The organism is Streptomyces globosus, from assembly GCF_003325375.1.
Lineage (GTDB): Bacteria > Actinomycetota > Actinomycetes > Streptomycetales > Streptomycetaceae > Streptomyces > Streptomyces globosus_A.
The window spans coordinates 3,796,873-3,820,459 of the sequence record NZ_CP030862.1; the positions used below are offsets into that span (position 1 = coordinate 3,796,873).

Here is a 23,587-nt window from a genome sequence, read left to right on the forward strand (position 1 = left end):
TGCTGCCCGGTCCGGCGGAGTCCGCGGCCGGAAGCGGGACACGGCGGTCGTCCGAGTGCCGGAGGGCGCCGTCCGGTCAGGGCCGCCGGCGGCGGTCGGCCGCGTCGAAGCGGGCGAGGGCGAGCGCCCCGGGGTGCAGTGAGCGCTCCAGGGCAGCGGCCAGGGAGCCGTCGAGGCCGCCGACGGAGTCGGCGAGGTCCAGGGCGGCGTCGCGGGCGATCTCCGCGGCGACCTCCCCGGCCGGGGTGCGCGGGCCCAGTTTGCCGACGGCGGCCGCGGCCCGCGCCGGCGTGAGGAGCGCGGCCGCCTGGGAGAGGAGCCAGCCGGGCACCCCGGCGGCGCCTTCGGGCGGCGCGGTGTAGGGGCGCGAGCCGGCGTAGCGCTGGTCCTCGGCGAAGGCCGGGTGCTTCACCTTGGCCACCGGGCGGGCGCCCCCGCCCGTGGCGGGGTCCGGCCCGGGCACCACCCACCAGTCGCAGGCGGGCTTGACGACGATCCCCTCCGCGAGGTTGCCGGGCAGCGCAGGCAGGCCGAGGAGCGCCGGCACCCTGGTCTCGAACACCGGCGACGCCTCCTGGACCCGGGCCAGGGTGCCGCGGGCGAGGAGCGGGGCGCAGTGCAGGCCCGCGGCCGCCGCGGCCTCCCGCAGGGCGCGCTCGCCCGCCCAGCAGGTGCCGTCGCCGGTCCGGACGACGGCGTCGAACGGCAGCCAGAGCAGTCCCGGCGCATACCAGACGCCGGTCTGGACGGGCTCCGCGCCGGGGGCGTGCGGGACGTCGGGGTGCGGGTAGCGTCCGCCGGCGAGTTCCCCGTACAGGGTGACCGGGGCCGTGGGGTCCGCCCCGTAGCGGCGGCGCAGTGCGGCGGCGCACCGTCCGGCGGCGACGGCGAGGGCGGGCCAGATCCGGGCGACGCCGAAGAAGTCGTCCAGGCCGCCCTCCGCGAGCAGTTCGCGGCGCTTGGCCGGGCGGACTCCCCTCCGGTCGCAGTGCACGGCGAAGTTCGCGCCGTGGACCTTCTCCTGGGCGACCCACTCGCGGGCAGCCCGCCCCGCACCGCCGGGCCGGGCCCGGGAGGGGATCTTGGGGTAGGGCGACCAGTCGGCGTCCGGGCCGCGGGCGCCCGCCGGGGGCGTCCGCGGGGCGGACCCGTCCATCGTGACCTCCGTGGCGTCCGCCGGGGGAAGGCCTGATCGTAACGGCCGCAAGCGTCCCCGGCCGCCTGTTTTTCCGCGGGCCTGGGGGCGTGCGAGGGACGCGGCGGGGTCAGGGGGTGCCGTCGTCGTAGGTGCCGCGTTCGACCTCGAGGGCCAGGGTGCGCAGGACGTCGGTGGAGGTGAGGTCCGTACGGCCGTTGTCGTGGGCCATGGCCAGGCTGGTGAAGGCGAGGCTGAAGCCGGCGACCATGCTCTGGAGGGCCGGCCCGAGCGAGCCCGCGACCAGGCGGACGACCTCCTTCGGGGCGGCGTCGGCAGGGACGCGGACCGAGGGGAGCATCTCGTTGAGGAGCTCCGTGACGACCTGTGACTCCGCCTCGGGGACCTCGGGATCCTCGCCCGCCTCCACCGCGTGCCGGATCTCCTGGACCTCCGTCAGGATGGCGATGACCCGCTTCAGGATTTCCGCGCGTTCCATCCCAGGATCGTACCGGCGCCCCCGCGGGCGGGACATGGGGCGCGCGCCGGGAGCCTGCCGCTACTCGACGCCGTCCGCGCCCTGGCGGCGGCGGTCGCTGGCACGGCGGACGCGGTCGGTATGCCGGTTCACGGCGTCGATGCGGTCGGCGAGCTCGGGGTGCCCGGCGCGTACGTGCGGTGCGGCCGCGCTGAGCGGGCCGAGCAGGTCGGCGGCGTCGTCGCCGGCGAGTGCGCTGCGGACCCTGCCGATCGAGGCGCTGCCCGGCCTGTCGAGGCCGGTGAGCGCGCTGACCTGGCCGGCGAGCTGGCGCAGGTCCCCCGCGTTCTGCCGGGCCCAGGTGTTGACGCTGCGCTGTGCCGCGCGGGAGTCGCGGGTGGCCTGGACGCGCTGCTCGCCCGTCGCGCCGACGGCTCCGGGACGCAGCCGCAGGTAGCGGCGCTCGGCGGCCTGCCGGCTGGCGACGCCGAGGGGGCCGGCCAGGTCGGCCCAGCTCGCGCCGGCGGCGCGGGCCGTCTCGATGAGCCCGCTCTCCCACGAGGCGAGCTGTTCGCGGACCTCGCGCAGGAGCAGCAGGGCGGCCAGGGCGGAGTCCGTGTCGCGGGGGCCGTCCGCCTCCTGGCCGTGGGCGTCCTGGACGGCCCTGCCGATCGCGTCGAGGGCGGCCGCGGCGGCCGGGAAGGAGGCCGGGGAGCCGGGCGGCCCGGCGGGCTGCTGGGGTGTGGTCACGGATACCTCCCGGGTGTGGGGACCGGTACGCGCACCGGTGGCGGAGAGACTACCCCGGCCCCCGACTCGTCATCCACAGGGTTACATCACTGCTTGTCATCGGTTGGATGACATGCTACAACGGAGGTGTCCGAAGCGCACTGGCACCGCAGCCGAGACGACCGGAGGTGTTCTTCCATGCTGATGCGCACCGACCCCTTCCGTGAGATGGACCGCCTCGCCCAGCAGCTCCTCGGCCCGGGGACGTGGTCCAGGCCGTCCGCCATGCCGATGGACGCGTACCGGGACGGCGACACGTACGTGATCGCCTTCGACATCCCGGGCGTGGCGAAGGAGGCCGTCGACATCGACGTCGAGCGGAACATGCTGACGGTCCGCGCCGAGCGCAGGCCCGCGGCCAAGTCGGACCAGGCTCAGGTGGAGCTGTCCGAGCGGCCCCTCGGGGTGTTCTCCCGGCAGGTCGTGCTGGCCGACACCCTCGACACCGAGCACATCGAGGCCGACTACGACGCGGGCGTGCTGACGCTCCGCATCCCGATCGCCGAGCGCGCCAAGCCCCGCAAGATCGCCATCGGCGACGGCTCCCGCAGGCAGATCAGCAGCTGACGGCCGGCGGCCTGCGGGCCGCCCACACCCCCGGGCCGTAAGGAGCCGGCGATGACCCTGCGATGGGACGCCTTCATCGAACGCGTCCGCGAACGCGGCGAGTACGGCAGCCGCGACGAGGCCGACCGGGCGGCGCGGGTGGTCCTCGCGCTGCTCGGCGCGCACCTGGTGGGCGAGGACCGGGCCCGGGTCGCCGCGGGCCTGCCCGAGGCCTACGCCCTGATCCTGCTCAACCCGCTGCGGGCTGCCGAACCGCTCGACCCGCAGCGGTTCGTACGGGCCACCGCGGCCTGGATCGAGGGGGCGACGGAGGCGACGGCCCGGTGGGACGTCAGCGCGGTCCTCAGCGTCGTCGCCGACAGCCTCGACGACGAGGTGCTGCGGAGGGTCCTGCTCCAACTCCCGCCGGGCTACGACCTGCTCTTCGGCCGCCCGCAGGAGGCCTGACCGGGTACCGGAGCGCCGGTCCCGCCGCCTCGGCCGGGCAACCGCCGCCGGGCAACCGCCGCCGCCGGGGCGGCGCGTCACCCGTTCGCCCCGCCGCCCGCGGCCGCGGGCGGCAGCGGCGGCGGGCATGCTGGGCACATGGCCGTGCCCGCCGCTCCCCCGCCGACGGCAAGAGCAGCCCGCCGCGCGCTGCCGGCGTCCCGCCGGTGACCGGCGCGGCCGCCCCGTCCTCCGCGGCCCACCCGGCAGGGCCGCCGCGTCCCCCACGCCCGGGCCGCGTCCGCGGGCTGCTGCCGCCGGTCGCCGCCTGGCTCGCCGCGAACCTCGCCACCTGGCTGGTCGCCGCCCTGTCAGCGGCCAGCGACGGCTCCCGGATCGCCTACTGGTCCACGGCCGCCAGGCGCCGGTGGGACGCCGAGCACTACCTCTCCATCGCCCGCGCCGGCTACGAGCTGTTCCCGTGCCGTGAGCGGCACCCGGATTTCGCTGACGTCCTGTGCGGCAACACCGCCTGGTTCCCCGGCTACCCCATGGCCGTGCGGGCCGTGTCCGCCACGGGGCTGCCGTACGAGGCCGCCGCCGCGGTCGTCACGGAGGCGTCCCTGCTCGGCATGTTCGTCCTGCTGTGGCGGCTCCTCGGAGACCGGCCCGGCCGGGCCGGCGGCCTGACCCTCGCCATCGGGGCGGTCTTCCCCGGCGGGATCTACTTCCACGCCCTGTTCCCCCTCGCCGCCGGGACGCTGGCCCTGCTCGTCTGCGTCGCCGGGGTCAGGCGCGGCTCCTGGCCCGTGGCCGCCGCGGGCGGGTTCGCCGCGGCGGCCTGCCACCTCGTCGGCGCGGCCGCCGTCGGGATGCTGCTGCTGAGCGCCTTGTTCGCCTGGCGGGGGGACAGCCGTCCGGTGCGGTGCGCGAAGGCCGCGGGCTCCGCGGCCGCCGCCGCCTGCGGAGTGCTGTGGGCCAAGTGGCTGATGTGGCAGGGGACGGGCCGCTGGGACGCGTACGAGGCGCTCCAGGCGTCCAGCTACGGTCAGGGCGGCCTGCGGCTGCCCTTCGAGGAGATCCTGAACGCCTACGACTTCCCGTTCGCCGACTGGTACCGCCCGGAGGGGCCCCTCCCCTGGCTCGTGGAGCACGGGCTCGCCGCCCACCGCGGCCAGCTCTGGCTGAACGCGGTGTTCGTCCTGCTCGTACTCGCGGCGGCTGCCGCCCGGCTCGTGCGGCAGCGGCGGCTGGACACCGCCGAATGGGCCGCCCTGGTCCTGGTGCTCGCCGTCTTCTGGACCCCGTTCCTCGCCGGCGCCGGGATGTCGTGGTACCGCAACCACGCCCAGATGTTCGTGGGACTCCTCCTCGCCAGACACCTCCCGCGATGGGTCCAGGTCCTGCTGCTCGCGGCGTGCGCCGCCCAGTACGCCTTGCTGGGGGCCATGTTCTTCGCCGGCGTGCTCGTGTGACGGCGGAGGCCGGACCGGCGGGTGTCAGGGCCGTGCGGCGGGGGCCGGCTCCCCCGTCCGGACCGCCCGGAGGGCGCGTTCGACCGTCTCGCGGTTCTCGCCGACCGGGGCGGCGTAGTCCAGTACGCCGCGGGCGGCCGCCTCGCCGAGGGTCCGGGTGATCACCCACGTGGCGAGGTACTGGGAGGCCAGGCAGCCGCCCGCCGTGGCGAGGTTGCCCTCGGCGTGGAAGGGCGCGTCCAGCACGGTGACCCCGAAGTCCTCCACGAACGGCCGGCTCGTCCGGTCCGTGCACGCCGGCACGCCGTCCAGCAGGCCGAGCCGGGCCAGCACCAGGGCGCCCGAGCACTGCGCACCGATCAGCTGCCGGGAGGGGTCGAGCGGCAGCAGGGACACGAGCCGGTCGTCGGCGACGACGTCGCGCGTCCGGATCCCGCTGCCGATGAGGACGACGTCGGCCTCGGCCGCGAACTCCAGGGGCCGCTGCCCGGTCACGGGCACGCCGTTCATCGAGGTGACCACGGGTGCGGGCGTGGTGATGAAGGCCTCCAGGCCGTCCTTGCGGCACCGGTTCAGCAGCGCTGATGCGATGAAGCTGTCCAGTTCGTTGAACCCGTCGAACGTGACCACGGCCACCTGCATGGCGACTCCTCCGTGTCTGAGTGGGTCTCCGAGTCTTCCCCGGAGCTCCGGACCGCGGGAGGGCCAATGGGCGGGGAGTGGCCTGGCGGCGGGGAGTGGCCTGTCGGCAGGGGATTCGCACCCCGGCACGTTTGAAAAGTCCCGCAGCGTCAAAACGGGAGTCACACAAGCCTTACACCAGGAGGAGACGCGTCATGGGCATCATCGCGTGGATACTCATCGGCCTGCTCGCGGGCCTCATCGCCAAGGCGCTCATGCCGGGCAAGGACCCCGGCGGCATCATCATCACCACACTCATCGGCATCGCCGGCGGCCTGCTCGGCGGGTGGCTGGGGAAGGTCCTCTTCGGGGTCGACTCGATCGACGGGTTCTTCGACCTCTCCACCTGGATCGCCGCCGTCGTCGGCTCCGTCATCCTCCTGGCCCTCTACCGGCTGGCCACAGGCGGCCGGCACGCCCACCGGCACACGTGACCTGACCCGACCTGGTCCGCCCGGCGCGGCGGACGGGCGCAGCACATCGGCGAACGGCTCCTTCCCCGTCCGGGGGCAGGGGCCGTTCGCCGTACGCCTGCGGGATCACCGGGCCGCGAGGGCGCGGGCCGCCGCAGGTCCCGCGGGGGCGGCGGCACCGGGCCACGGCTCCAGCTCCAGGCGCCGGCCGGCGAAGCCCGCCCGCAGCCGGCGGTCGTGGCTGACCACGACCAGGGTGCCCGCGTACCGGCCGAGCGCGGCCTCGATCTCCTCCACCAGGCCGGGTGCCAGGTGGTTGGTCGGCTCGTCGAGCAGGAGCAGGTCGGCGGGCGCGGTCACCAGGCGGGCGAGTTCCAGCTTGCGGCGCTGCCCGGTCGACAGGCAGCGGACCGGGGTGCGCAGGTCGGCCTCGGCGAACAGGCCGAGCGCCAAGAGCTCCTCCTCCCGGCCCGCTCCGAACGCGGCGGCGAGGGTCCTCGGATCGTCGGGCAGGGCGGTGTCCTGGGCGAGCATGCCGACCCGCGCCGGGGCGCGCACCGTTCCGGCGTCCGGGGTGAGCCGGCCGGCGAGGAGCCGCAGCAGGGTGGTCTTGCCGGCCCCGTTCGGCCCGGTGACCAGGATCCGCTCGCCGGGCTCCAGGCGCAGGGCGTCCAGCCGGAGCCGCCCGTCGACCCGTACGCCGGCCAGCTCGACGGCCGCCGCCCGGCCTTCGATCCGGGCGGCGAACCGCAGCGGCTCCGGCGGCTTCGGGACCGGGTGTTCGGCGAGCCGCCGCAGCTGTTCGCGGGCGGCGCGGATGCGGCCCATCGCACCGTGCGCCCTGGACCGGGCCCGGAAGGCCCCCGCACCGCTGAACGCGGCGGGCGCCTTGCGCGGGATCGCGGCGAGCCGGTCGATGCCGCTGTCGGCGAGGGCCGCGTACCGGGCGGTACCGGCGCGCCACTCCTCGTACTGCCGCTCGCGGCGCACCCGGTCGGCGGCCCGGCCCGCCAGGTAGCCGCCGTAGCCGTTGCCGTACCGGCGCACGGTCCGGGTCTCCTGGGCGACCTCGACGACGGCCGTGGTGACCCGGTCGAGGAAGGCGCGGTCGTGGGTGACGGCGACGACCGTCCCCCGGTGGGCGAGGAGCCGCTCCTCCAGCCAGCCGACGGCCTCGTCGTCGAGGTCGTTGGTGGGCTCGTCGAGGAGGAGCAGCTCGGGGTCGGCCGCGAGGGCCGCGGCGAGCGCGAGGCGGGAGCGCCGGCCGCCGGAGAGGGTGCCGAGGGGGCGGGCGCGGTCGAGGGTTTCGCGCTCGCCGAGCCGCCGCAGCGCGCTGTCGACGCGGCGGTCGGCGCCGGCGCCGCCGCGCGCCTCGTAGGCGGCGAGCAGGGCCGCGTAGCCCTCCAGGTCGCCGGTGCGGTACAGCGCTGCCTCGGCCGAGCGGATGGCCTCCTCCAGCCGGCGCACGTGGGCGAGGGCGAGGTCGATCGCGGCGCCGACGGTCGCGGTGCCCGGCAGGTCGAGGGTCTGGGCGAGGTGGCCGGTGCCGCCGGGGGACTCGACGGTGACGCTGCCGTTGTCGGGGGCTTCGAGGCCGGCGAGGAGCTTCAGGAGGGTGGACTTACCGGAGCCGTTGTCGCCGACGACGCCGATGCGCTCGCCGGGGCGGACGGAGAGGGAGACGCGGTCGAGGACGATCCGGTCTTCGTAGCGCTTGGTGACGTCGGAGAGTTGGACACGGAACAAGGGCGGGACTCCCGGGGTGGGCGACAGGTCGGCACTGCACATTCACAAGACGAACCGTCTCGTCTCGTTGACGTCCACGACCTTACGGGCCGCCGGGCCCCGACGCAAGACGTTTCGTCTCGCAAGACGGGGTGCGCGGCCCACGGGCGGATGTACGGGCCTCGGCCGGGTATCCGCGCAGTGACACAACGACAGGACGGCGCGCCGCGCAGCGCGTTGCGGAGACGAAGCGGAGGTGGGGATGGTGACGGTCAGGGCCGTGGGTTGGGCCCGCTCCTTCCCGGTGTCGCGCGGGGTGCGGGCGGCCCGTGAATGGACGGCGGAGCACCTGGAGTCGGTGCCGTGGGACGAGGACACGAGGCGGGAGGCGACGTACTCGGTGCTCCTGACGGTGTCCGAGCTGGTGACCAACTCCCACCGATACGCGGGTGGTTCGGCGCGGCTGGTGCTGACCTGGGACGGCAGCTGCCTGCACGTCAGCGTCGCGGACGACGACCCGCGCATGCCGCTGATGCGCCCCGCCGACGCCGACCTCGGGGCCACCTCGGGGCGCGGGCTCGGGATCGTGAGCGCCGTGGCCGACTCCTGCGACGTGCACGCCGTCCACGGCGGCAAGGCCGTGACCGCGTGCTTCGGCCCGCGCGGCGGGCCGGGGCCGCACGGCAGCGGCACCTGAGCGTGTGCCCCCCGGCACGGGCCGATTTCGGCCGTTCTCGGCGGGCGGGATCTCGGGGCCTGCGGGACGGCCTCCGCGCTCCGGCCGGACAATGGTGCGCCGCCCCTGCCGGAGCCTGTCGGCCCGGCGGCGAGGGCGGCACAGAAGGGAAGAGGAGGAACCCATGCTGATCACGGTGACGCGTACGGGCGGCTTCGCCGGCCTGGAGCGCAGCGGCTCCCTCGACACGGAGTGCCGCACCGACGGCGCCGCTCTGGAGGCGCTGGCCGCTCGGGCGCTGCGCGGCGGGTGCCCGCCCGACCGGCCGGCGGTGCCCGACGGGTTCGCCTACGTCGTGGAGGCCGCCGGGCGGGCCGTGGAACTGCGCGACCCGTACCTGACGGAGGACCAGCGTGAGCTGATCGGCACCGTCCTCAGCGAAGGCGCCTGACGGGCGGGCGCCGCGGCCCCGGGCGCGGGGCGTTCGTACGCCATGCCGGGCACGGGCCGCCGCACGGACGGCCGTGGGGTGTCACACCTCGATGTACGCGACGACCACCACCGTGCGCAGGGCCGTGACGAAGTACAGGACGCGGACGGGTTCGATGTCGTCGGTGTATCGGAGCAGGCGGGGGCCGGGGCCGGTGCCGGGGAGCGGCTCGCCGATGTCGGGGTCGACGGAGATGACGACCAGGGCGCGGTCCAGGGCGTGGAGCTCTGCCTCGCTGGTGATGTCCTCCAGCTGCTTGGCCGCGGAGTCGGAGAAGGCGATGCGGGCGCGGCGTCCGCGCGGCGCGGCCATCAGGCGCCGGCCCGGGGCCGGGGGGTGCGGTCGGCGGGGACCGGCATCTCGCTCATCACTCAGGCTCCAGGGGACACCGACGGCTTGCCGCCGCCACGGTATCGCCCGGCGGGCCGGCGGCGGGCGGCATCCCCCAAACGCGGCGCGTACCGGCCGCGGCCCCGCGTGGTGGCCGCACCGCGGGGACCCGTCCTGCGACGGTGGAAGACGCCCGGCCCGGCCGCGCGCCGCCACCGGGCGGGAGGACCGTCCGTCAGAGTGAGGAGTACCGGTTGTCTGCATCGGCTGCCACCGAGCCCGTCGCGCCCGTGCCGGCACCGGCCCGGTCCAGGGGGAAGGTGATGGTGGAGTGGCTGTCCACCACCGACCACAAGAAGATCGGTCACCTCTACCTGATCGCCTCGTTCCTCTTCTTCCTCGTGGGCGGCGTGCTGGCCCTGCTGATGCGGGCGGAGCTGGCGCGGCCCGGCCTGCAGATCGTCTCCGCGGAGCAGTACAACCAGGCGTTCACGCTGCACGGTACGGTGATGCTGCTGTTCTTCGCGACGCCGACGTTCGCCGGGTTCGCCAACGCGATCATGCCGTTGCAGATCGGGGCGCCGGACGTGGCGTTCCCGCGGCTGAACATGCTGTCGTTCTGGTTCTTCCTGTTCGGCGGGATCATCGTCGTCGCGAGCCTGCTGACCCCGCAGGGGACGGCGGACTTCGGCTGGACCGCGTACACGCCGCTGAGCGGGGCCGAGCGGAGCCCGTACATCGGCGGCGACATGTGGATCATGGGGCTGGTGCTGTCGGGGTTCGGGACGATCCTCGGCGCCGTCAACTTCGTCACCACGATCATCTGCCTGCGCGGGCCGGGGATGACGATGTTCCGGATGCCGATCTTCACCTGGAACATCCTGCTGACGTCGGTGCTGGTGCTGTTCGCCTTCCCCGTCCTCGCGGCGGCCCTGCTGGTGCTGGAGTCGGACCGGAAGTTCGGCAGCCACGTCTACGACCCGGCCAACGGCGGACCGCTGCTGTGGCAGCACCTGTTCTGGTTCTTCGGGCACCCCGAGGTCTACATCATCGCGCTGCCGTTCTTCGGGATCGTCACCGAGATCCTGCCTGTCTTCTCGCGGAAGCCGGTGTTCGGCTACATCGGGCTGATCGGGGCGACGATCGCGATCGCCGGGCTGTCGATGACGGTGTGGGCGCACCACATGTTCGCGACGGGGGCGGTGCTGCTGCCGTTCTTCTCGTTCATGACCTTCCTGATCGCGGTGCCGACCGGCGTGAAGTTCTTCAACTGGATCGGCACCATGTGGAGGGGGTCGTTGTCGTTCGAGACGCCGATGCTGTGGTCGATCGGCTTCCTGGTGACGTTCCTGTTCGGCGGGCTGACCGGGGTCGTCCTGGCGTCCCCGCCGATGGACTTCCACGTCACCGACACCTACTTCGTCGTCGCCCACTTCCACTACGTCGTCTTCGGCACGGTGGTCTTCGCCATGTTCGCCGGCTTCTACTTCTGGTGGCCGAAGATGACCGGCACCATGCTCGACGAACGCCTCGGGAAGATCCACTTCTGGACGCTGTTCGTCGGCTTCCACACCACCTTCCTGGTCCAGCACTGGCTGGGGGCGGAGGGCATGCCCCGGCGCTACGCCGACTACCTGGCCGCCGACGGGTTCACCGTCCTCAACTCGGTGTCCACGGTGGGGGCGTTCCTGCTCGGCCTGTCCACGCTGCCCTTCCTCTACAACGTGTGGAAGACCGCCGTGTCCGCGCCGCGGGTGGCCGTCGACGACCCGTGGGGCTTCGGGCGGTCCCTGGAGTGGGCGACCTCCTGCCCGCCGCCCCGCCACAACTTCGTGACGCTGCCCCGGGTGCGGTCGGAGTCCCCGGCGTTCGACCTGCACCACTACGAGATCGCCGAGTACGGGCGCCGCGAGAACGAGGGCCGGCGCGACCTCGCCGACGAGGACCGCGCGCACCTGCCGCCGGACGGCTCGCAGGACCGCGACGGCGGGCCCGGCCCGCGCGGGTAGCGCGGCGGACCGCCGCCCCGCGGCGGGGAGCCGGAACGCGGCGGGGAGCCGGAACGCGCGGCGCCGCCCGGGCGGCGGGCAGGAAGCGGGGCGGCGCGGGAAGCGGGGCCGGTCAGGCCAGGTCGAACCGGTCCAGGTTCATGACCTTGTTCCAGGCGGCGACGAAGTCCTGGACGAACTTGGCCTGCCCGTCCGAGGAGGCGTACACCTCCGCGATGGCGCGGAGCTGGGAGTGCGCGCCGAACACGAGGTCGACGGCGGTCGCCGTCCACTTCGGCTCGCCGGTGGCCCGGTCCTGCCCGTCGAAGACTCCCTCGGCGGTCGCGGACGCCTTCCATTCGGTGCCGGCGTCGAGCAGGTTGACGAAGAAGTCGTTCGTCAGCGTGCCCGGCCGGTCGGTCAGGACGCCGTGCGGTGCCTGGCGGACGTTCGCGTCGAGGGCCCGCATGCCTCCGACGAGGACCGTCATCTCGGGGGCCGTCAGGTCGAGCATGTTGGCCCGGTCCAGCAGGAGGGTCTCCGGCGGTAGCTTCTCCCCGGTCCTGACGTGGTTGCGGAAGCCGTCCGCGCGCGGTTCGAGGACGGCGAAGGACTCCGTGTCGGTCTGCTCCTGCGACGCGTCCGTGCGGCCGGGCGCGAAGGGCACCCTGATGTCGTGGCCCGCGCGGCGCGCCGCCTGCTCGACGGCCGCGCAGCCGCCGAGGACGATCAGGTCGGCGAGCGAGACCTTCTTGCCGCCCGTCTGCGCGGAGTCGAACTCCCGGCGGATCCGCTCCAGGGCCTCCAGCGTCCCGGGGATCTCGGGCCCGGCGTTGGACTCCCAGCTGCGCTGCGGTTCCAGCCGGATCCGGGCGCCGTTGGCGCCGCCGCGCTTGTCGGTCCCGCGGAAGCTCGCCGCCGACGCCCACGCCGTGGCCACCAGGTGCCGCAGGGGCAGTCCGGAGTCGAGGATCTTCTGCTTGAGTGCCTCGACGTCCTCGTCGCCGACCAGCTCGTGGTCGACGGGGGGAACCGGGTCCTGCCACAGCTGCGGCTCCGGGACCCACGGGCCGAGGTAGCGGGAGACGGGGCCCATGTCGCGGTGCAGCAGCTTGTACCAGGCCTTCGCGAAGGCCTCCGCGAGCTCCTCGGGGTGCTCGTGGAAGCGCTTCGTGATCGGCCCGTAGACGGGGTCGACCCGCAGGGCGAGGTCCGTCGTCAGCATCATGGGGGCGTGCCGCTTCGACGGGTCGTGGGCGTCGGGCACGGTGCCCTGGGCCTCGGGGTTCTTCGGGGTCCACTGCCGGGCGCCGGCCGGGCTGGTCGTCAGCTCCCACTCGTAGCCGTACAGGTTGTCGAGGTAGCCGTTGTCCCAGGTGGTCGGCCTGGACGTCCAGGCGCCCTCGAGTCCGCTGGTGAGGGCGTGGGGGCCGGCGCCGGTGCCGTACGTGTTCTTCCAGCCGAGGCCCTGCGCCTCCAGCGGGGCGGCCTCCGGCTCAGGGCCGATGTACTGCGGGTCGACTGCGCCGTGGCACTTGCCGAAGGTGTGGCCGCCGATGATGAGTGCGGCCGTCTCCTCGTCGTTCATCGCCATCCGCCCGAACGTCTCGCGGATGTCCCTGGCGGCCGCCACCGGGTCCGGGTTGCCGTTGGGGCCTTCCGGGTTGACGTAGATGAGGCCCATCTGCACCGCGCCGAACGGGGCGGCCAGCTCGCGGTCGCCGCTGTAGCGCTCGTCGCCGAGCCAGGTGTCCTCCGGGCCCCAGAAGACCTCCTCGGGCTCCCAGATGTCCTGCCGCCCGAAGCCGAAGCCGAACGTCCTGAACCCCATGGACTCCATGGCGCAGTTCCCGGCGAAGACCAGCAGGTCCGCCCAGGAGACCTTCCGGCCGTACTTCTGCTTGACGGGCCACAGGAGGCGGCGCGCCTTGTCGAGGCTCGCGTTGTCGGGCCAGCTGTTGAGGGGGGCGAAGCGCTGGGCGCCGGACCCGCCGCCGCCCCGGCCGTCCACGATGCGGTAGGTGCCGGCTGCGTGCCAGCTCATGCGGATGAAGAGCGGCCCGTAGTGGCCGTAGTCGGCGGGCCACCAGTCCTGCGAGGTGGTCATCACCTCGAAGACGTCGCGCTTGAGGGCCTCCACGTCGAGGCTGCGGAACTCCTCCGCATAGTCGTACTCCTCCCCCATCGGATTGGCCTGGGGCGAGTGCTGGTGGAGAACCTGGAGGTCCAGCTGATTCGGCCACCAGTCCCGGTTCGTCCTGGGCCGGGTCGGCGCCGGGGTCGGCGAAGGGATTGCAGGGTTCTCGCTCTCGCTGCCGGACACGTCGGGTCCTTCTTCCTGTCTCGGTGGTTCCCTGTGCGGTGCTGCCGGCGCCCGGCCCCTGCCGGGCACGCCTCGTCCCGTGCCCCGTGTTCCGCATCCGAACGCGTGAGTCCGATAGGCGAGCTTTGTCAGCTTCTATATGGTTGCGCACGGCTCTCCGCATCGCTACGAGAACACGCAGAGCGACGACTGGCGCGCCGACCGCGAGACGGAGCGCCGCAGGGGGGCGCTGCCCGGCCGGGGCAGGGGCCCCGCCGGGGCCGGGGCAGGCATAGGGGGCGCGGGGCCGGGCAGGATTCCGTGCGGGACTGCGGGAGACTCCGGGCCGGACCGGCAGGTGAGGGCGATGCCGTACGCCATCCTCTGGGACGAGGCCGCCATCGACGCGGCGGCCGGCTTCATGGCGGACGACCCCGAGGGGTTGCGCCAGCTGATGTACTCCGTCGACCTCCTGGCCGCCGGGCCCCGGCCGCAGGGCACCGTCGAGTACGGCTCACCGCGGCTGCGCCGGATGCACGTGGGCCGGTACCGGGTGCTCTACGAGGTCGTCGACGCCTCGGCCGCCGTCGTCCTGTTCCACGTGGGCCGGCTGGGCTGAGCGGGCCGCCGGCCCCGGATCGGGCGCAGTCCGGGCGGGACCGGTTCGGACGCCGGATTCGGGTAAGGCGTCCGGCATGGACAAGACCGAACGAGGCACACGGCAGGACGCGGACGGCGCGGTTCCGAGCCGCGGCCCGGCCGCCGCGGCTCCCGGGCCGGAGCAGGACGGCCCCGACAGGCCCACCGACCTGGGCAAGAGGTCCTGGAAGGCAGTACTGCGCCGCACCTTCGCGGAGTTCCGGGACGACGAACTGGCAGACCGGGCCGCTGCGCTCACCTATTACGGGGTGCTGGCGCTGTTCCCGGCGCTGCTCGTCCTCGTCTCGCTCCTCGGTGTGACGGGGAAGGCGGCGACGCAGGGCCTGCTGGACTCCGTGGCCAAGCTGACCCCGGGCGCGGCGCGGGACGTCATCGCCCGCGCGGTCGAGCAGTTGCAGGCGAGCAGCGGGACGGGCGGGGTGCTGGCGGTCGTCGGCCTGCTGCTGGCCCTGTGGTCGGCGTCGGGCTACGTGGCGGCGTTCATCCGCTCGGCGAACGCCGTGTACGACGTGCCGGAGGGCCGTTCGATCTGGAAGCTGACCCCGCTGCGGGTCGTGCTGACGCTGGTGCTGATGCTGCTGGCGGGGGCGAGCGCGGTGATCGTGGTCTTCACCGGCGGCCTGGCCCGGGAGGCCGGGGCCGCGCTCGGTGTCGGCGGGGCGGCGGTGACGGTGTGGTCGATCGCGAAGTGGCCGGTGCTCCTGCTGCTGGTCACCGCGATGATCGCGCTGCTGTACTGGGCGGCGCCGAACGCGAAGTCGCGCGGGTTCCTGTGGGTGACGCCGGGCAGTGTGGTGGCCCTGCTGATCTGGATGGCCGCCTCGGCGGGCTTCGCCGTGTACGTCGCGAACTTCGGCTCTTACAACAAGACGTACGGCACCCTCGCCGGTGTGATCATCTTCCTGGTGTGGTTGTGGATCACGAACCTGGCGATCCTGCTGGGCCTGGAGTTCGATGCGGAGATGGCCCGCCAGCGCGCCATCCTTCGGGGGCATCCCGCCGACAAGGAGCCCTACGTGGAGCCGCGCGACACCGGCGAGTGGTCGGACGCCGAGCGTGCGGAGTGGGACGGCGTCCCGGCGGACGGGACGACCGCGGCCGGCCGGGCCGGCGGCGGGCACCGGCAGCCCGGCTGACCCGGCCCGGCACCTCGGTGCCGGGGGCTGCCGGGCAGGTCAGGAGGCGCCCGTCCGCAGGGCCCGCGCCTCCTCGGTGAGCCCCCTGAGCGGCCGAGGCGTGCGCCGGTCCGCCCGGCGGGCGGTGCGGGGTTTCCGGCACCGGCCGCCGGGCAGGTGCCGGCCATGAACGGCCGACCCGGCGCCGCGGACTTCGAACTCGTGGACATGGTCCTCCTCCGGGAGGAGGACGCGTCCGTGCGGATCCGTCCGGCGCAGCAGTCCGACACCCTCGAACCCCTCGACCTGCCCGAGGGCGGTGTCGTCACGCTGTCGCTCGTCTTCCGCCTGGGCCGGGACGTCGACGGGCTCACCTACACCGAGGTCCGCATCCGGGAGGGCGTGCCCGGCCTCCCCTGCGAGACGCACCTGGGAAGCTTCCGCGCGGGCGGCCCCTACGAGATCCGCCTGCGCCCGGAGCGCCTGCCGTCGGGCCACGCGTCCTGCGGCACGTACGAGGTGCACGGCACCTTCACCGACCGCCGCGGCCGGCTGCTGGCCGGCGCGTACCGGCGCTACCACGTGTCCCCGCACTCAGCCGACGTGCTGCTCCCCGGCTCGGCGGACGGCGGCGCGCGGACGCCGGGCGGGGCGGTCAGCGGTTGAGGAGCCAGATGGAGGCGTTGAGGACGGTCGCGAACGCCACCCACAGGGCGTACGGGACGAGGAGCAGCGCGGCCGGCCGGTAGGCCTTCGCGAAGACGGCGACCGTCGCGGCCACCGCCGCCAGGAGCAGGCAGATCTCGGCGAGCGCGAGCCCGTACCGGCCGGCGGTGAAGAACAGCGGCGTCCAGGCGAGGTTCAGCAGCAGTTGGAGGGACCACCACAGGAGCGCCGGGCGCCGCAGCTCGGGGCGGCCCCGGAGGACGACGAGCCAGGCGGCGACCGCGATGGTCGCGTAGAGGACGGTCCACACGGGCCCGAAAAGCCACGGGGGCGGTGCCCAGGCGGGCAGCCGCAGGGAGGCGTACACCTCGCGGGCGTCGCTGCCGGCGAGGGCGCCGACGGCGGCGACGGCGTACGTCGCGGCGAGCAGGACGAGCAGCAGCGGCAGGGGGCGCCTGGCGGCGGCGCGTGCTCCGGCGGTGTCCATGTCCGGCTCCTGTCCGTTCGGCGGCCCGGTACACCCCTTCCTTCCGCGTACGGCCGGCCGGCGGATGCACGGCTGCCCGCGGCGGCCGCCGGCGGTCACCCCTCGGCGCCGGGGGCCCTGTAGTCGATCTGCCCTGCTTTGCGCAGGGCGTCCAGGGTCTCGTCGACGGTCAGCAGGACGGTGGTCTCGAACGAGCTGAGCGCCCCTCCCCCGCTGATCGCCAGCGCCACCGCGGCCATGGAGACGTTGTCCGGGGCCTCCCACAGGCTGTAGCCGTCGTGCGTGCCGAAGGCGTACCAGAAGCCGTGGAGCTTCCCGCCGACGGACTCGATGTACGAGCGGGCGGCCTGCGCGCGGTCCTCGGGGTGCCCGGTCAGCCTCGCCCATGTCTGCGGTGTGTAGCCGAACCTCGACAGGTAGAGCGGCATTGCGTCCCTCCTCCGTTTCCCACCACGCTGCCCGCGCGGGGTGGGAATGCGTCGGATGCGGCCCGCGGGCCACCCGGACGGCCGGGCCGGTTCAGCCGAGGGGCGCCGGGTCGGCCTTCTCCCCCGGGGTGAAGGTGACGGGCAGGGCCTGGGGGCCGCGCAGTCCGCCGGGGCGCCAGGGGAGTTCGGCGCGGGGGACGGCGAGGGCGAGGCCCGGGAGCCGGCGCAGGGCGGTGCCGATGGCGATCTGCCCCTCCAGCCTGGCGAGCGGTGCGCCCAGGCAGTAGTGGATGCCGTGCCCGAAGGCCAGGTGGGGGTTGTCCTTGCGGGTGATGTCGAGGAGTTCGGGATCGGGGAAGCGGGCCGGGTCGCGGTCGGCGATGGCCGAGGCGATCAGGACGGTCGCGCCGCGCGGGATCGCCACGCCTGCGATCTCGACGTCCTCGCGGGCGAAGCGGGCGATGCCGGGGCTGACCGGGCCGTCGTAGCGGAGGAGCTCCTCGACGGCGCCGGGCAGCAGGCCGGGGTCGGCGCGGAGCAGGTCCAGCTGGTCGGGGTGGTCGAGCAGGGTGGCGATGCCGCCGGCGATCAGGTTGACGGTCGTGATGTAGCCGGCGGCGAGCAGCAGGAACACCATGGCGACGAGTTCGGGCTCCGTCAGCTGCCGGTCCTCGTCGCGGGCGGTGATGAGGGCGCTCAGCAGGTCGTCGAGGGGGTGTGCCCGCTTGGCCTGGATGAGGCCGGTCACGTAGCCGTGCATGTGCCGCCAGGCCTCCTCGACGGCGGCCGGGTCCGGCGGCTCCGCGCCCCGCATGACCATGCGGTCGGTCCAGTGCTGGAAGTCGTGGCGGTCGTCCACGGGTACGCCGAGCATCTCGCTGATCACGGTGACGGGCAGCGGCAGCGCGAAGTCGGCGACGAGGTCGGCGCGGCCGGTCGGGACGACGGCGTCGAGCAGGCCGTCGGTGAGAGCCTGGATGCGCGGCCGCATGGCGGCGACGCGGCGGGCGGTGAACGCCTTGGAGACCAGGCGGCGCAGCCGGGTGTGGTCGGGCGGGTCGCTGCGGAGCATGGTGCCGAGCAGGGACTCGCGCTCGGTGGCGGGCAGCTGCTGCTGGAGGCGGGTGTCGGCGGCGTCGCGGACGTCGCTGCTGAGGCGCGAGTCGCTCAGGGCCGCGAGTGCGTCCTCGTAGCGGGTGACGAGCCAGGCTTCGAGGCCGCCTGCGATGAGGGCGCGGCGGACCGGTCCCTCCTCGCGCAGCTGCCGGTACAGCGGGAACGGGTTCGCCACGAAGGCGGGGTCGGCATAGGGCAGCAGGACGGGCGGGTCACTCACGATGCCTCCCGGGCGGTCGTCGTCCTCGCGTCGCACGCATCATGTCCTGTACACCATTCTGCTGGGACGCCGCCTTCCGGCCATTTCCGGATATTCCTTCGGCGGGAACCGCCGTGATCTTGTTGGTGTCCTCCCCCTGCGAGAGCGCATCGGAAGCGACAGGGAGATCCACATGACGACGACTCGGCGTACGGCCCTGGCCATCGGGGCGGGGGCCGCACTGGCCGCCGCCTTACCGGCGGGAACGGCGCACGCGACAGGCGCGCGCGGCGGTGCGGGTGCGGGGGCGGGTACGGGGGCGGTCGTGCCGGCGCTGCGCGCGCTGGAGCGCGAGTACGGGGCGCGCCTGGGCGTGTACGCCTGGGACACCGCCACCGGGCGGACGGCGGCGTACGGGGCCGACGCGCTGTTCCCGCAGTGTTCGCTGTTCAAGACCCTCGCGGCGGCCGCGGTGATGCGGCGGTTCGACCGGGACGGGGAGTACCTGGCCAAGCGGATCCACTACACGCAGGCGGACGTCACCCGGGCGGGCGGCGGCGAGATCACGCGGCGGGAGGAGAACATCGCCGCGGGTCTGACGGTGGCCGAGCTGTGCTCCGCCGCCATCGCGCACAGCGACAACACGGCCGGGAACCTGCTGCTGGAGGAGCTGGGCGGGCCCACCGCGATCACCTCCTTCTGCCGGTCCCTGGGCGACCCGGTGACGCGGCTGGACCGGTGGGAGCCGGAGCTGAACTCCGCCGAGCCCTGGGTGTCGACCGACACCACCAGCCCCCGCGCGATCGCGCGGACGTACGCCCGCCTGGTGCTCGGCGACGCCCTCCGCCCGCGGCACCGGGAGCTGCTGACCGGCTGGCTGCTCGGGAACACCACCAGCAGGGACCGGCTCCGGGCCGGCCTGCCCGCGGACTGGGCCGTGGCGGACAAGACCGGGGCCGGGTCGTACGCCGTCAACAACAACGTCGGCATCGCGTGGCCGCCCGGCCGGCCGCCGGTGGTGATCGCCGTCCTCAGCACCAAGCCGGAGGCGGCGGCGCAGCGGGAGGACTCCCTGGTGGCCCGGGCGGCCGGTCTGGCGGTCCGGAAGTCGGCCTGACGGGCCGGCCGCGCGGTCAGGCGGGGGCGGCGTCCGGGAGGAAGTACGGGGCCGCCCCCTCCGGCAGGGCGACGGACGGAGCGGAGAGTCCGGCGCGCCCGCCCGACGCGGAAGTCGGCCCGGGTGTTCCAGGGGGTGGTCCGGGGCGATGGCCGTCAGCCGGTGATGCGGAGGTCGCCGAACAGCAGGAGGTGTTCGAGCACGTCCTCCATCGGGTCGTCGATCTGGCCGGTGTTGATCAGGGCGACGACGGGGGCGTTGTGGGAGTCGCGGTGGGTCTCGTCGGCGGCGGCCGGGCCGGCGGCGAGCGCGGTGAGGGCGGCGGTGAGGGCGGTCAGGGCAATAGTGATGATCTTCTTCATGTCCGGTCAACGAGCGCGCCGCGACCGGGGTGCGGCCTGTGCCCGGGCAGCAGGGGTACGGGCCCCGCCGCCCGGGGGCAGGTCAGGAGGGCGGCGGCGCCTCGCAGTCGCGTTCGGCGGTACGGCGCTTGCGCCGCCACGCCTCGAAGGCGATGAGGCCGCCCACCGTGAGGACGCCCACCTTGACAGCGATCTTCAGCGAGAGCCACCCGGTCACGAACGGCACCCGCCAGCCCGCCCGCCACAGGAGGGCGATCAGGCCGAGGCCGACGATGACGCCGGCGGCGACGCCCGCGGCGGTCTTGAGGGGTGTGGAGCCGTCGGACTTCTCCACCTTTCCATTTGTCATGACCACAAAGCTATCGACGGCGGGCGGTGTTCTCGTACGACGAAGGGACCGTCTCGGCATCATCGAAAGTTGACGGTCCGGCATGAGCGCAGCGAGCGGAGTCTTTCCGCCGCAGCGGGCGCGGGGACGGCGGGCCCGTACGGCCTACACGGCCGCTCCCCTCTCCGGGAGTCCGACCCGCCGGACCGTGCCGGGCCGCGTCCGGGCGGAGGGGCTGCCGTACGGCGGCAGTGCGGGGACGGTGGGCGCCGTTCCGGGGGCTGCGGGGGTGCGCGTGGACGGGGCGCCGGGGGCGATGCGTACGGCTCCGGCGGCGAGGGCGGCCGCCAGGAGGGAGGCGGGGCGCAGGTGGATGGTCATGGTGTCTCCCGGGGTCGGCGGATCGGGCCGGCCGCGGTGTCCGGGGCGGCCGTGACTCCATTGAGCCGCGGGGCGGCGTGTCCGGCACGCCCCTGGAAGTCGGGACTTGACGCCGCTGCCGCGGTGTTCCTCAGCCGGAGGGCGGCAGCAGGGGGCCCAGCGGGCCGAGGTCGATGTTGAGGTCGGCAAGCGTGTAGCCGTGCTCGGTGCACAGCTCCGTCATCCGGTCGTGCAGGGCCATGAGGGTGGCGCCCAGCTCCTCCTCCTGCTCCTCGGAGAGCCCGCCCGCGTCGACGCGGCGCAGCGCCTGGCGTTCGATGAGCTGGCGCAGGAGTTCGACGAGGGTCAGGACGAGCTTCACGAGGTCGTCGCCGGCAGTGTCGGGGCCGGTGCGCATGCGGTGGCCGGGGCCGGCGGCCCGGTCGGCGGCCGCCTCGGCGGGTGTGGCGGGCAGCAGCCGGAGCGCGTCCGCCATGGCGCTGCCCACCCGCCGGAGGTCGGGCTCCGGCGCGGCGGGCGCGGGCCCCTCCGGCCCGGTGGCGGGCGGCGCGGGCCGCGCGGGCGGGCGGAGCGGGGCGTCGGGGGTGTCAGGGGCCATGGCGGGTGCCGTCCTCGTCCGGGCGGGGGGCCTCCGCGGTGGCGACGGAGCTGATGAGAGCCCGGAGGGAGATCCGGACGAGGTCGATGTCGGCGATCGACAGGACGATGTCGCCCGTGATGACGACCCCGCCGGCGAGCAGCCGGTCGAGGAGGTCGACGAGGGCGACCTGCCGGTCGGGGAGGCGGCGGCGCGGCGGTCGGGGGCGTTCACGGCGCGGCGGCGGTCGGCGGGGGCAGCGGTGCGGCGAAGGAGTACGGGGCCCAGGGGCCCGTCAGCTCCAGCCTGATCCCCGGGAGCCCGCGGACGGCGGTGTGCACGGCCTCCCGGAAGGCCTCCGCCTCGGCGTCGCGGACGAGGTAGGCGTCGTTGAGGACGTTCTCCTCGGCCCCGGAGGCGGTGAGCGGTCCGCTCTGGGCGGGGTGGCGCACGTGGTCGGCGGCGTGGGGGGCGGCGAGCGCGGCGATGCGCTCGGCGGCGGTACGAGCCTGGGCGTAGTGGTCGTCGCGGGCGTGCTGATGGGCGCGTCTGGCCTGGAGGTAGGCCCGTCCGGCGCCCGGCCGGGACGCGGAGGCGCCGGCCGCGGAGGGCCGGGGGGCGGCGCCTCCGGACGGGTCCGGTGCGGCGGCGGGGCGGACGTACAGCTTGACGCCGTACTCGGTGTGGCCGCTCAGCCGTGCCAGGCCGGTCGCGAGGGCCTGGCCGTGGCGGCGGAGGGCGGCCAGGGCACTGGCGCGGTCCGCGTACAGGGTGGCCAGGCGCAGGGGCAGGACGGTGGTGTGGGCGGCGAGTTCCTCGATGACGCGGTGGTGGGCGCGCGCGGTCTCCTCCAGCCAGTCCAGGTCCTCGAAGCGGGCCTTGAGGGCCGCCTCGTCCCACTCGGACCGGGGGACGTCGCTGACGGCGAACGCGGCGGCGGGCCCGCGGCCGGGGTCGGTGAGGGCGAGCAGGGTGACCGGGCTGCCGGCGACGCCGGTGAGGGCGGGCAGGAGGTGCTCCAGCGCCGGTGCGGGCGGGGTGGCGGCGTAGGCGTAGACGAGGGACGGGGCGGCGGAGGGCGTGTTCACGGTGGGGGCCTGCGCTTCGTCGTGCGGCGTGCGGGGCGCTCCTCCTCGTCGGGGGCCGCCTCCGGCAGGTTGGTCTCCGGCAGGGCGGTGTCCGGCAGGGCCCGGTCCGGCGGCAGCGGGGTGCGGCGCATCTCCTCCAGCTCGGCCCGCAGGCGGCGGTTCTCGGCGGCGAGGGCCTCCTCGCGTCCTCGGGAGGACAGCGCGGGGTCGTGCTCCCACCAGTCGATGCCCATCTCCTTGGCCTTGTCGACGGAGGCGATGAGGATGCGCAGCTTGATGGTGAGCAGCTCGATGTCGAGGAGGTTGATGCGGATGTCGCCGGCGATCACGATGCCCTTGTCCAGGACCCGTTCGAGGATGTCGGCGAGGCTCGCCGAGGAACTCGGCGGGTAGCCGGCCATGGGGGGCGCGAGCCGAAGGAGCGGGCCATGGGGTCGGTCACGTCGTCGCCTCCGTCGGGTCCCGGTCAGGGGTTGCGGTGGTGGAACTCTTCGATCTCCATCAGGCGGTCCAGCAGGAACCGCTCCTGGACCTCGAAGGTCTCCTCGTCGATCTCCCCGTCGGCGAGCCGCCGCTCCAGCAGCCTGAGCTCGGCCCAGACGGGCGCCGGGTCGTAGTACTCGGCCTCCGCCTTGTCGGCCACCCGCTGTGCCACCCACACCACCGCGCGGGCGGGTATCAGGGGCGCAGTGAACAGCTTTCCGAGCAGGCCCATGGCTCCTCCTCTACGCCGCGAAGCTGTACGGGGGCAGCGGGCCGGCCACCCTGATGTCCACTCCCGTCTCACCGTCCGCCACGAGGTCGGCGTGCGCGAGCTGGAGGGCACCCTCCCCGTCGGCGCCGCGGAGCACCAGCAGGGAGAGGTTGAGGAAGTCCTCGCCGGTGGGGGCGTGCACCGCGTGCTCGCGGGCCAGCGGTACCAGCGTCTCGATGATCCCGGCCGCCGCGTCGGCGTGCCGCTGCTGCACCTGGTCGGCGACGTACTGGCCGAGCTCCAGGGCCGGCCGGGGGTCGTCGGTGCCGGCGCGGATCTGCTCGTTGAGGTGGCGGGCGGAGGGCGATTCCTCCAGGATGCGGCGGAGGACGTCCTCCTCGTCCCACGCGGCCTTGACGTTGTACTCGACGCATCCGCGGACGCGTTCCAGGGCGCCGAGGTAGAGGTCCGCCTGCTCGTTCAGCACCTGCCGTACGGCGTCGTCGTCAGGGGCGGTGTAGCCGAACTGCAGGGGCAGCGGCGTCCCGTCCGGCAGGAGGCGGTCCTGGGCCGCCTGGTGGGCGACCAGGTCGCGGCGGCGGGGGCTGACCTCCTCGCTCACGTCGCTGACCACGGCCTTGAGGTTGCCGGCCGACACGGCGCGCAGGGGCGCGGCGCCGGCTCCGACCCCGGTGAGCCCGTCGAGGCGGCAGGGGTGGTCGCCCAGGGTGACGGCGTAGACGTAGACGGGCATGGGTCACTCCCTCTCGCGGCGGACCGGCCGCCGGGCGGGCCGCCGGCGGCGCGGGGCCTCCTCTTCCGCGTACTCCTCCTCGGCCTGCTCCTCGTCCGCGGCCTTGCCCTTGGCGCCGCGGGAGAGGGAGTCCGTGCACG

The 23,587-nt window shown here is 74.6% G+C and carries 30 protein-coding genes; 11 read left to right on the plus strand and 19 right to left on the minus strand.

The window, feature by feature from the left end:
* Positions 1–76: 76 nt before the first annotated feature.
* From C0216_RS16575 to C0216_RS16585, 3 genes are all read right to left on the minus strand, one after another.
* On the minus strand, positions 77–1,156 hold the full coding sequence (locus C0216_RS16575; protein WP_114056036.1) for an RNA ligase family protein: 1,080 nt from the start codon (positions 1,154–1,156) through the stop codon (positions 77–79).
* Positions 1,157–1,265: 109 nt separating this feature from the next.
* Positions 1,266–1,634 carry a hypothetical protein gene (locus C0216_RS16580; protein ID WP_162793241.1) on the minus strand — a complete coding sequence of 123 codons (369 nt, stop codon included), beginning with the start codon at positions 1,632–1,634 and terminating at the stop codon, positions 1,266–1,268.
* Positions 1,635–1,694: 60 nt separating this feature from the next.
* Positions 1,695–2,363, minus strand: a complete 669-nt coding sequence (locus C0216_RS16585) for a type III effector protein (RefSeq protein ID WP_114056038.1) — start codon at positions 2,361–2,363, stop codon at positions 1,695–1,697.
* A 177-nt stretch (positions 2,364–2,540) separates the two neighbouring features.
* Here C0216_RS16585 and C0216_RS16590 point away from each other — a divergent pair, with 177 nt between their 5' ends.
* From C0216_RS16590 to C0216_RS16600, 3 genes are all read left to right on the plus strand, one after another.
* The gene (locus C0216_RS16590) at positions 2,541–2,969 is read left to right on the plus strand and encodes an Hsp20/alpha crystallin family protein (RefSeq protein ID WP_114056039.1); all 429 of its coding nucleotides are present in this window, start codon (positions 2,541–2,543) and stop codon (positions 2,967–2,969) included.
* A 51-nt stretch (positions 2,970–3,020) separates the two neighbouring features.
* Positions 3,021–3,416: a DUF2267 domain-containing protein gene (locus C0216_RS16595; RefSeq protein WP_114056040.1), complete on the plus strand. Its 396-nt coding sequence runs from the start codon at positions 3,021–3,023 to the stop codon at positions 3,414–3,416.
* A 206-nt stretch (positions 3,417–3,622) separates the two neighbouring features.
* The gene (locus tag C0216_RS16600; protein ID WP_114056041.1) at positions 3,623–4,870 is read left to right on the plus strand and encodes a hypothetical protein; all 1,248 of its coding nucleotides are present in this window, start codon (positions 3,623–3,625) and stop codon (positions 4,868–4,870) included.
* Positions 4,871–4,894: 24 nt separating this feature from the next.
* Here C0216_RS16600 and C0216_RS16605 read toward each other — a convergent pair whose 3' ends face one another.
* Positions 4,895–5,512, minus strand: a complete 618-nt coding sequence (locus tag C0216_RS16605) for a DJ-1/PfpI family protein (protein WP_114056042.1) — start codon at positions 5,510–5,512, stop codon at positions 4,895–4,897.
* A 194-nt stretch (positions 5,513–5,706) separates the two neighbouring features.
* Here C0216_RS16605 and C0216_RS16610 point away from each other — a divergent pair, with 194 nt between their 5' ends.
* Positions 5,707–5,985, plus strand: a complete 279-nt coding sequence (locus tag C0216_RS16610; RefSeq protein ID WP_114056043.1) for a GlsB/YeaQ/YmgE family stress response membrane protein — start codon at positions 5,707–5,709, stop codon at positions 5,983–5,985.
* 105 nt (positions 5,986–6,090) lie between these two features.
* On the opposite strand, the gene C0216_RS16615 is transcribed toward C0216_RS16610, so the two are convergent.
* Positions 6,091–7,752, minus strand: a complete 1,662-nt coding sequence (locus tag C0216_RS16615) for an ABC-F family ATP-binding cassette domain-containing protein (protein ID WP_114056044.1) — start codon at positions 7,750–7,752, stop codon at positions 6,091–6,093.
* Positions 7,753–7,951: 199 nt separating this feature from the next.
* Here C0216_RS16615 and C0216_RS16620 point away from each other — a divergent pair, with 199 nt between their 5' ends.
* Positions 7,952–8,386: an ATP-binding protein gene (locus C0216_RS16620; protein ID WP_114056045.1), complete on the plus strand. Its 435-nt coding sequence runs from the start codon at positions 7,952–7,954 to the stop codon at positions 8,384–8,386.
* 163 nt (positions 8,387–8,549) lie between these two features.
* Positions 8,550–8,816 carry a protealysin inhibitor emfourin gene (locus C0216_RS16625; protein WP_114056046.1) on the plus strand — a complete coding sequence of 89 codons (267 nt, stop codon included), beginning with the start codon at positions 8,550–8,552 and terminating at the stop codon, positions 8,814–8,816.
* Between the two features lie 81 nt (positions 8,817–8,897).
* On the opposite strand, the gene C0216_RS16630 is transcribed toward C0216_RS16625, so the two are convergent.
* Positions 8,898–9,167 carry a hypothetical protein gene (locus C0216_RS16630; RefSeq protein ID WP_114056047.1) on the minus strand — a complete coding sequence of 90 codons (270 nt, stop codon included), beginning with the start codon at positions 9,165–9,167 and terminating at the stop codon, positions 8,898–8,900.
* A 341-nt stretch (positions 9,168–9,508) separates the two neighbouring features.
* Here C0216_RS16630 and ctaD point away from each other — a divergent pair, with 341 nt between their 5' ends.
* On the plus strand, positions 9,509–11,194 hold the full coding sequence (gene ctaD, locus C0216_RS16635; protein WP_114056048.1) for an aa3-type cytochrome oxidase subunit I: 1,686 nt from the start codon (positions 9,509–9,511) through the stop codon (positions 11,192–11,194).
* Between the two features lie 112 nt (positions 11,195–11,306).
* On the opposite strand, the gene katG is transcribed toward ctaD, so the two are convergent.
* Entirely contained in the window at positions 11,307–13,496 is a 2,190-nt protein-coding gene (katG, locus tag C0216_RS16640) for a catalase/peroxidase HPI (protein ID WP_114056049.1), read from the minus strand.
* Positions 13,497–13,842: 346 nt separating this feature from the next.
* Here katG and C0216_RS16645 point away from each other — a divergent pair, with 346 nt between their 5' ends.
* The 3 genes from C0216_RS16645 (at position 13,843) to C0216_RS16655 (ending at position 15,916) form a co-directional block, all read left to right on the plus strand.
* Positions 13,843–14,094: a type II toxin-antitoxin system RelE family toxin gene (locus C0216_RS16645; protein WP_114056050.1), complete on the plus strand. Its 252-nt coding sequence runs from the start codon at positions 13,843–13,845 to the stop codon at positions 14,092–14,094.
* Between the two features lie 76 nt (positions 14,095–14,170).
* Complete coding sequence (locus tag C0216_RS16650) at positions 14,171–15,271, plus strand: YihY/virulence factor BrkB family protein (RefSeq protein WP_114056051.1); 1,101 nt, start codon at positions 14,171–14,173, stop codon at positions 15,269–15,271.
* Between the two features lie 165 nt (positions 15,272–15,436).
* A complete protein-coding gene (locus C0216_RS16655; RefSeq protein WP_114056052.1) occupies positions 15,437–15,916 on the plus strand; it encodes a hypothetical protein in 480 nt (159 codons plus the stop codon).
* Here C0216_RS16655 and C0216_RS16660 read toward each other — a convergent pair.
* From C0216_RS16660 to C0216_RS16670, 3 genes are all read right to left on the minus strand, one after another.
* Positions 15,906–16,403, minus strand: a complete 498-nt coding sequence (locus tag C0216_RS16660) for a TspO/MBR family protein (protein ID WP_114056053.1) — start codon at positions 16,401–16,403, stop codon at positions 15,906–15,908. The two genes, C0216_RS16655 and C0216_RS16660, sit on opposite strands and share 11 nt — an antisense overlap.
* Positions 16,404–16,498: 95 nt before the next feature.
* Positions 16,499–16,831, minus strand: a complete 333-nt coding sequence (locus tag C0216_RS16665; protein WP_114056054.1) for a GYD domain-containing protein — start codon at positions 16,829–16,831, stop codon at positions 16,499–16,501.
* Between the two features lie 91 nt (positions 16,832–16,922).
* Positions 16,923–18,167: a cytochrome P450 family protein gene (locus tag C0216_RS16670; protein ID WP_114058715.1), complete on the minus strand. Its 1,245-nt coding sequence runs from the start codon at positions 18,165–18,167 to the stop codon at positions 16,923–16,925.
* Between the two features lie 166 nt (positions 18,168–18,333).
* Here C0216_RS16670 and bla point away from each other — a divergent pair, with 166 nt between their 5' ends.
* Positions 18,334–19,263 carry a class A beta-lactamase gene (bla, locus tag C0216_RS16675; protein ID WP_174250518.1) on the plus strand — a complete coding sequence of 310 codons (930 nt, stop codon included), beginning with the start codon at positions 18,334–18,336 and terminating at the stop codon, positions 19,261–19,263.
* 155 nt (positions 19,264–19,418) lie between these two features.
* On the opposite strand, the gene C0216_RS16680 is transcribed toward bla, so the two are convergent.
* The 9 genes from C0216_RS16680 to C0216_RS16720 all read right to left on the minus strand — a co-directional run bounded on the left by C0216_RS16680 (position 19,419) and on the right by C0216_RS16720 (position 23,447).
* The gene (locus C0216_RS16680) at positions 19,419–19,625 is read right to left on the minus strand and encodes a hypothetical protein (protein ID WP_174250413.1); all 207 of its coding nucleotides are present in this window, start codon (positions 19,623–19,625) and stop codon (positions 19,419–19,421) included.
* 82 nt (positions 19,626–19,707) lie between these two features.
* A complete protein-coding gene (locus tag C0216_RS16685; protein ID WP_162793242.1) occupies positions 19,708–19,974 on the minus strand; it encodes an ABC transporter ATP-binding protein in 267 nt (88 codons plus the stop codon).
* Between the two features lie 144 nt (positions 19,975–20,118).
* Positions 20,119–20,334: a hypothetical protein gene (locus C0216_RS16690; protein WP_114056057.1), complete on the minus strand. Its 216-nt coding sequence runs from the start codon at positions 20,332–20,334 to the stop codon at positions 20,119–20,121.
* 130 nt (positions 20,335–20,464) lie between these two features.
* Positions 20,465–20,932: a gas vesicle protein K gene (locus C0216_RS16695; protein WP_428985432.1), complete on the minus strand. Its 468-nt coding sequence runs from the start codon at positions 20,930–20,932 to the stop codon at positions 20,465–20,467.
* Positions 20,922–21,074, minus strand: coding sequence for a gas vesicle protein GvpJ (gene gvpJ, locus C0216_RS16700; protein WP_114058718.1), 153 nt, complete (start codon positions 21,072–21,074; stop codon positions 20,922–20,924). Before gvpJ ends, C0216_RS16695 begins: the two co-directional genes overlap by 11 nt.
* 67 nt (positions 21,075–21,141) lie before the next feature.
* Entirely contained in the window at positions 21,142–21,999 is an 858-nt protein-coding gene (locus C0216_RS16705) for a GvpL/GvpF family gas vesicle protein (protein WP_114056058.1), read from the minus strand.
* Positions 21,996–22,400: a gas vesicle protein gene (locus C0216_RS16710; RefSeq protein ID WP_114056059.1), complete on the minus strand. Its 405-nt coding sequence runs from the start codon at positions 22,398–22,400 to the stop codon at positions 21,996–21,998. Before C0216_RS16710 ends, C0216_RS16705 begins: the two co-directional genes overlap by 4 nt.
* A 65-nt stretch (positions 22,401–22,465) precedes the next feature.
* Positions 22,466–22,714, minus strand: a complete 249-nt coding sequence (locus C0216_RS16715) for a gas vesicle protein GvpG (RefSeq protein ID WP_114056060.1) — start codon at positions 22,712–22,714, stop codon at positions 22,466–22,468.
* 10 nt (positions 22,715–22,724) lie between these two features.
* Positions 22,725–23,447: a GvpL/GvpF family gas vesicle protein gene (locus C0216_RS16720; RefSeq protein WP_114056061.1), complete on the minus strand. Its 723-nt coding sequence runs from the start codon at positions 23,445–23,447 to the stop codon at positions 22,725–22,727.
* Positions 23,448–23,587 lie beyond the last annotated feature (140 nt).